The 6,291-nt window shown below is 56.0% G+C and carries 6 protein-coding genes; 4 read left to right on the forward strand and 2 right to left on the reverse strand.

Annotation, left to right across the window (positions count from 1 at the left end; genetic code table 11):
• The 4 genes from IE038_RS23550 to IE038_RS23565 form a co-directional block, all read left to right on the forward strand.
• On the forward strand, positions 1-306 hold a 306-nt coding region (locus IE038_RS23550), incomplete at its 5' end, for a hypothetical protein (RefSeq protein WP_229775732.1).
• Positions 307-516: 210 nt separating this feature from the next.
• Positions 517-1,824, forward strand: coding sequence for an OprO/OprP family phosphate-selective porin (locus IE038_RS23555; protein ID WP_009395904.1), 1,308 nt, complete (start codon positions 517-519; stop codon positions 1,822-1,824).
• 298 nt (positions 1,825-2,122) lie between these two features.
• Positions 2,123-3,148 carry a hypothetical protein gene (locus tag IE038_RS23560; RefSeq protein ID WP_011953109.1) on the forward strand — a complete coding sequence of 342 codons (1,026 nt, stop codon included), beginning with the start codon at positions 2,123-2,125 and terminating at the stop codon, positions 3,146-3,148.
• A 127-nt stretch (positions 3,149-3,275) separates the two neighbouring features.
• Positions 3,276-3,500 (forward strand): hypothetical protein, encoded by a 225-nt coding sequence (locus IE038_RS23565; RefSeq protein ID WP_010951451.1) that lies wholly within the window; start codon positions 3,276-3,278, stop codon positions 3,498-3,500.
• Positions 3,501-3,592: 92 nt separating this feature from the next.
• Here IE038_RS23565 and IE038_RS23570 read toward each other — a convergent pair whose 3' ends face one another.
• On the reverse strand, positions 3,593-5,590 hold the full coding sequence (locus IE038_RS23570) for a heavy metal translocating P-type ATPase (protein ID WP_102053880.1): 1,998 nt from the start codon (positions 5,588-5,590) through the stop codon (positions 3,593-3,595).
• A gap of 202 nt (positions 5,591-5,792) precedes the next feature.
• Positions 5,793-6,116: a DUF2790 domain-containing protein gene (locus tag IE038_RS23575; RefSeq protein ID WP_102053879.1), complete on the reverse strand. Its 324-nt coding sequence runs from the start codon at positions 6,114-6,116 to the stop codon at positions 5,793-5,795.
• Positions 6,117-6,291: the final 175 nt, after the last annotated feature.

A 6,291-nucleotide genomic window follows, 5' to 3' on the forward strand; every position in this document is an offset into this window, starting at 1 on the left:
ACTGTATTGGGTAGACATGGCAACACCTTACATCAGGTGTTGCACTTGCTCCTTGAGGCCGCCGTCAAGAGCTACAACCTATCACGAGGCCTTGTCGTTGGCGGTGCGTGTATTGGAGTGCTGCCCGACTACAGCCGAAAACTGGAGAGAAATATCCTACCCGTGCCGGGTTTCCTGGACGACCTGGAGGAGAAAGATGTCTATCTTGTTATCAAAACGAAGCTTGTCCGCAATCCGCAGGTTTTGGAAATTCGAAGATTGATCAAGAAGAGCTTCTTTGATAAGAAGGACTGGCTTGTTCGGTAACAGTTTTGTTAGGTTTCAAACTCCTCCGTTAACACTACAGAAACACAACTGTCATATTCGCTTGCAACCTAGTCAGAGTGCTTAGAACAAAGGCATCTTGTTACAGCGGGTGACAACCGTGGCCTGCTCCCATCTGCAAGATAAATTTAGGCCGGCGCAGGGCGAAATATAACGTCGGTAGCTAAGCACTTAACATACGAGAGGCAAGCAATGATCCGTTCTTCGAACATGCGGGAAAAGCTGTTGGCTGCCGCAATAATAGGCACATTTTCCTCGCAAGCATTCTCCGGAACAGTAACCACTGACGGAGCTGACATCGTTCTGAAGACCAAGGGCGGTCTTGAAGTATCGACTTCTGACAAGGAATTCAGTTTCAAACTGGGCGGCCGAGTTCAGGCCGACTACGGCCGTTTCGATGGTGTCTTCACCAAGAATGGCGATACCGCTGACGCAGGCTACTTCCGTCGCGCCTACCTTGAGCTCGGTGGCGTGCTGTACCGCGACTGGAAGTATCAGCTCAACTACGACCTTTCCCGCAACACGGGCAACGACTCCGACGGCTACTTCGACGAAGCCAGCCTGACCTACACGGGTTTCAAGCCGGTGCAACTGCGCTTTGGCCGTTTCTACACCGACTTCGGTCTTGAGAAAGCCACCAGTTCGAAGTGGACCACCGCCATGGAGCGGAACCTCTCGTACGACCTGGCGGACTGGATCAACGACAACGCCGGCATGGGTGTTCAAGCCACCAGCACCATCGCTGACATGGCTTATGTTTCCGGTAGCGTTTTCAGCGAAACCAATAACAACTCGGATGGCGACAGCACCAAGCGCTACAACGTACGTGGCGTGTTCGCACCGCTGCACAGTGATGGCAACGTCCTGCACGTCGGTGCTCAGTACGCTTACCGCGACCTCAAAAACAGTGCGGTCGATACCCGGATTCGTTCGCGTCTGGGCGTCCGCGGTGTAGATACCAATGGCGGCGGCGATGCCGGCACCAACGGCAACCGCATGCTGTTTGGCGGTGCTGCTGCACAAGATGGCCTGTGGAAGGACGACTCGGTCTGGGGTCTCGAAGGTGCCTGGGCCACCGGCCCGTTCTCGGTTCAAGCGGAATACCTTCGCCGCAAGCTGAAAGCTGACCAGGCCAACAACGACATGAAGGCCTCCGGTTACTACGCCCAGATGGCTTACACCCTGACCGGCGAGCCGCGTATCTACAAGCTCGATGGTGCCAAGTTCGACACTATCAAACCAGAGAACAAGGAACTGGGGGCCTGGGAAGTCTTCTACCGCTTTGACGATATCAAGGTCGAAGACGGCAACCTGGTCACCGCGGCGGACCAATCGAACGAGCGCAAGGCCAAGAGCCACACGGTGGGTGTGAACTGGTACGTCAACGAGGCGGTGAAAGTCAGTGCCAACTACATCAACGTGCGCACCGACAACAACGAGAACACCGTGGGCGACGACAGCGGCAATGCCATCGTGACCCGCCTGCAATACGTCTTCTGATCCCTCTCATCAGTCTGACGTGAGAAAGCCGGAAGCGCTCAACGTGCTTCCGGCTTTCCTGTTTCTGGAGGTGATCAAGCATGGAGCGCCCTCCTCCTACCTGCTTTCGCTTACCGATGACCGCTCTTGCCAAAGCTCGGCGAATCTGATGTGATTGCCGCGTCGGGCTTTGCATGGTGGCCGTGCAAGCAAATCAAACCTGACTCCTATTCATGATTGAACCTGATTCGACGTCCAGCTTCGCGTCTAACGGCCCTACAAGCGCAGCTACCCCAACGTCGCTCATTAGGGGATAGTCATGTCTGCAAAAAAGCTGCTTCAACCTCTCGCTGCTCAGCTGCACGCCTCGTTCTCGGCTTCTGGCCGCCCGTACTCTCATCTGCACCTCCACCAGCTGTTCCACGCGGCCATCGGCTCCGTTGCACCGCAAGTTGCCATCCAAGACAAGCTGCCAATTCAGGTCTGTCGTGACAACGAGACACGGCAGTACAACCTCTACGCGGCGGTCGAGCGGGCGAAAACGTGCTTAGGATTGACCGATCTTCAAGCAGTCGGTGTGGCTGAAGAAGTCATTGAGGTGCTACGAACTGCGGGAATCGGCGTGAACCAGGTTCGCCTGCTCCTTGACCCCTCCTTCAGCTCGAAGACTCGCAAAAAGGCCTTCAAGGCTCTCTGCAAGAACCTGGATCTGAACGAGCTAGGCGATCGCTTCGTCCCCAAGACTGCCACGTTGGCCATCGCTGCTGGTATTGCGCCGCCTCCCAAAATGTCGTGGAAGGATCGCTTCGCCCTGGCTGCAAATTCCCCCATGCGGGGGCCAAGCGAGCTCATCAGCATGGTCAACCGGGATGAGTGTTATCTGTGGGTATTCCCACCGACTGACCATCATGCGACGGCTCCAGCGACGCATGACCGTTTCTTTGGTGAAAAGACCCACCCGAGCGCAGAAATGGGCATGGGGTTCAGCATCATCGATTCCGGCTGGACCCGCCCCAAGTACCCGCTATCCAGGCAGTCACAAGAGACCTTCATCCAGTATTCGCTTTCTGCGCCGATGTGGTCCTGGCGCGCACAAAGTGACACCTGGCGCCTGGGAAACATCCTGCGTTCAAGAATCCTTGACGGGGCTCCTTGGCATAACGAGCCTCTGAGTGACGTGCTTCCGAGCGGCCTTAAATCCCTGCCCCGGATCTATGGGTGCGAAACCTGCCGAACGCTGTTCATTGAGAATCACAGCGACTACCCGGATGTACCCACTCAGTGCCAATGCGGTGAGGCGAGCAGCACGGGTGACCAAAACGAGTCATCTGCTCTCAATAGCTGATTTTCCTTACGGTGGCGGGCTGAGCCCCCCGTTAGGGATTGGCTATGGGAGCGGGATTCGCTCACCCCAAACCTGAAGGCGCCGCCACCTAACCGAGCGATATGAGCTGAATGCTCGCGGAGTAGATATGCAAAAGAGTAAAAACAAACAGGACACCCTGGCGGCGATCAATGCGCTTGTCGAGATTGCGTATGATCAGGGATTTGCGGACGGACACGGAGTCGGCAATCAAGTCGGTTTCGTAGCCGGTGTCATGAGCCTCAAAGCTGCATTGGCCTGCGGCTTACGGCATGGCTCACCTGAGTGCGGAAAGGCCCTTGAAAGCCTCAAGCGCATCGGGATCGACGAGTGAGAGAAAAGTACGGGTCGTGCGCTGATCGCGCACGACCCGTACTTCTACTTCAGGTCATTTCCCTGCTTAGCTTCATGATTGAAGCTCAGGGATCAGGTGCTTCTGCGGTAGGCCAACAGGCGCAAGGCGTTGAAGACGACCAACAGTGTGGAGCCCTCATGGATCGCAACAGCGGCACCAATGCTCAAGCCCATGATGGTGGACGGAACCAGGATGGCCACAATCCCCAAGCTGACGAACAGATTCTGGTGGATGATCGATCGCGTGTGACGGCTCAGCCCCACCGCAAATGGGAGTTGCCTGATGTCGTCAGCCATAAGCGCGATATCAGCCGTTTCCAGGGCAACATCAGATCCAGCAGCCCCCATTGCGATACCAACGCTCGAACTGGCCATGGCAGGGGCATCATTGACGCCGTCACCCACCATGGCCACCTTGGCGCTAAGGCGCAGGTTTTTGATGGCCTTGACCTTGTCTTCCGGCATCAGGTCTCCCCACGCTTCATCTAAGCCAACTTGTTTGGCTACAGCCTCTGCAACGCGGTTGTGGTCTCCAGAAATCATGACCATGCGTTCGATGCCCATCTCTCTAAGCTTCTGGAGTGCCTCTTTGGCCCCCTCCCGGGGTGTGTCCAATAGCCCGATAGCGCCCAGATCCTTGTCAGCACGCCGTACCACCATGGTGGTACGGCCTGACTGACGTAGACGCTCCGCAGCCTCCAGGGCTGCCTTGCTGAGTGCGGGAATACCATTGGTACCGAACATCTCGACCTTGCCAATCCAGACGAACTGCCCATCAAGCTCAGCACGCACGCCGCGGCCAATCATGTTGCTCATGTTCTTGGCTTGGAATCGGCGCCGTGTGCCAATCATCTCTTCACCGTCACGCACAATTGCCGCAGCCAGCGGATGGTCGCTCATCGACTCCACAGCGATGGCGACGTTTAGCAGATCCTCGATCTGCGTGCCGCCTATGGGTATTACATCGGTGATACGTGGGCGCCCTTCGGTCAGGGTACCGGTCTTGTCGAATGCCATGGCATTCAATGATCCAAGCTCTTCAAGTGGCGCACCGCCCTTGATCAGCACGCCACCTCGGGCTGCCCTGGCGATGCCAGAGAGAATGGCGCTTGGTGTAGCGATCGCGAGCGCGCAGGGGCTGGCTGCAACCAGTACGGCCATCGCCCGGTAGAACGAGTCACGGAACGGCTCGTCAAGGAAAATGCCGGCAAATAGCAGCCCGACTACCAGCAGTAAAACCAACGGGACGAATATGCGTTGGAAGCGGTCCGTGAATCGCTGGGTCGGTGACTTCCTGACTTCGGCTTCACTGACCATCTTGATGACCCGCGCCAAGGTACTCTCCGTAGAGCGCCGTGTTACCTCAAACTCGATGAGCGTTTCGCCATTGATGGTACCGGCGAAGACTTTCGAGGCTGCATCCACTGCATCTGGCTTGCTGCGTGCGAGTTCGGCATCAGGAACAGGTTGCTTGTCCACGGGGACGCTCTCACCGGTTACTGGCGCCTGGTTGATACTTGAGGAGCCTACGACTACAAAACCATCGGCCGGCAGGCGGTCATTGGGGCGCACGATGACAACGTCACCGGGAACCAGCAGCTCCACGGGCATCTCCACCGTGCCATTTGCTCTGCGTACGATCGCGGTGGCTGGTGCGAGCTTGGACAGTGCCTCAATCGCTTTCTTGGCCCGCCCCATCGCGTAGCTTTCAAGGGAATGCCCCAGACTGAACAGGAACAGCAGCAGAGCCCCCTCCGCCCAGGCGCCGATGCTCGCGGCACCGACTGCGGCGAGAAGCATCAGCGAGTCGATCTCGAAGCGTTTCTGACGGATGTTGGTAACCGCTTCCTTAGTGGTGAACCATCCACCGAACACGTAGGCCGACACGTACAGAATCAGAGGCAGACGATCAATCAGGCCAAGTTTTCCTGCGAGAGCTCCGGCACCCAGGAGAGCACCACAGATCAGCGCGAAAATCAGCTCTGTGTTCATTCCAAAAATGCCGCCATGCTCATGGCTATGACCTTCATGCCCGGCTTGGTCATCAGGGCGTTCAAGCAAACTCTTCATAACTCGTCCCTTCTGGGGTCAAGGCTTCCAATTGCCCTCTGCAGTTGGGGAGCCGTCTCTGTTGGTTGGCTAAGATCTATTGCACGGTTTGCCCGAGCCCAGGCGTTAACATTTCGAAGCTATGGGGTATCGGGCGTAATAAAAAATGCCAGGCACTGCCTGGCATTTATGAATTCTCTAATTGTTCTGTTCAAATCGTTTACTACTTGTTGTTGATGCATTGCGAATACGTCGAGTAACGAACAGTCTTGAGCGTGCCCTGGGAGTCCTCGAAGGTCATCAACCGTGGATAGACCTGGCAGGTACGGGGGTCCTGCGACTGACGTACGAATTTCGCAACGTCTATCTTCATGCCATATTTGTAATCCTGAATCTCTGGCATTGGCTTGCCATTTTTCTCCGCGTACTTGGCCACTGCGGTCTGGTGTTCCTTGGTGTATTGAAGCTGCTTGCTCTCGGAGAAAGTGTTGGCCTGCGAAGCCACCGAGAAAACAACAAGTGCAGCAGCGATAATTAGCTTTTTCATAAAACCCTCTCAATTTCAAAACTTCTCGGGCGTAACCTTAGCAATGCATAGGCATCACCGGCATGACGAGAAACTTACAATTTTGAAAGGTAAGTGCATCTACTTCACTTTAATCGAGTAGGAGGCGAGTTCACACCCGCCGTCCTCTCACACCACCGTGCGTACGGTTCCGTAC

The organism is Pseudomonas laurentiana (assembly GCF_014648275.1).
GTDB lineage: Bacteria > Pseudomonadota > Gammaproteobacteria > Pseudomonadales > Pseudomonadaceae > Aquipseudomonas > Aquipseudomonas laurentiana.

What these genes read in the sequence shown, in the direction of transcription:
- IE038_RS23575 (WP_102053879.1), bottom strand. Translation starts at nt 6,116, where the DNA reads ATGAAAAAGCTAATTATCGCTGCTGCACTTGTTGTTTTCTCGGTGGCT.
- IE038_RS23560 (WP_011953109.1), top strand. Translation starts at nt 2,123, where the DNA reads ATGTCTGCAAAAAAGCTGCTTCAACCTCTCGCTGCTCAGCTGCACGCC.
- IE038_RS23570 (WP_102053880.1), bottom strand. Translation starts at nt 5,590, where the DNA reads ATGAAGAGTTTGCTTGAACGCCCTGATGACCAAGCCGGGCATGAAGGT.
- IE038_RS23555 (WP_009395904.1), top strand. Translation starts at nt 517, where the DNA reads ATGATCCGTTCTTCGAACATGCGGGAAAAGCTGTTGGCTGCCGCAATA.
- IE038_RS23565 (WP_010951451.1), top strand. Translation starts at nt 3,276, where the DNA reads ATGCAAAAGAGTAAAAACAAACAGGACACCCTGGCGGCGATCAATGCG.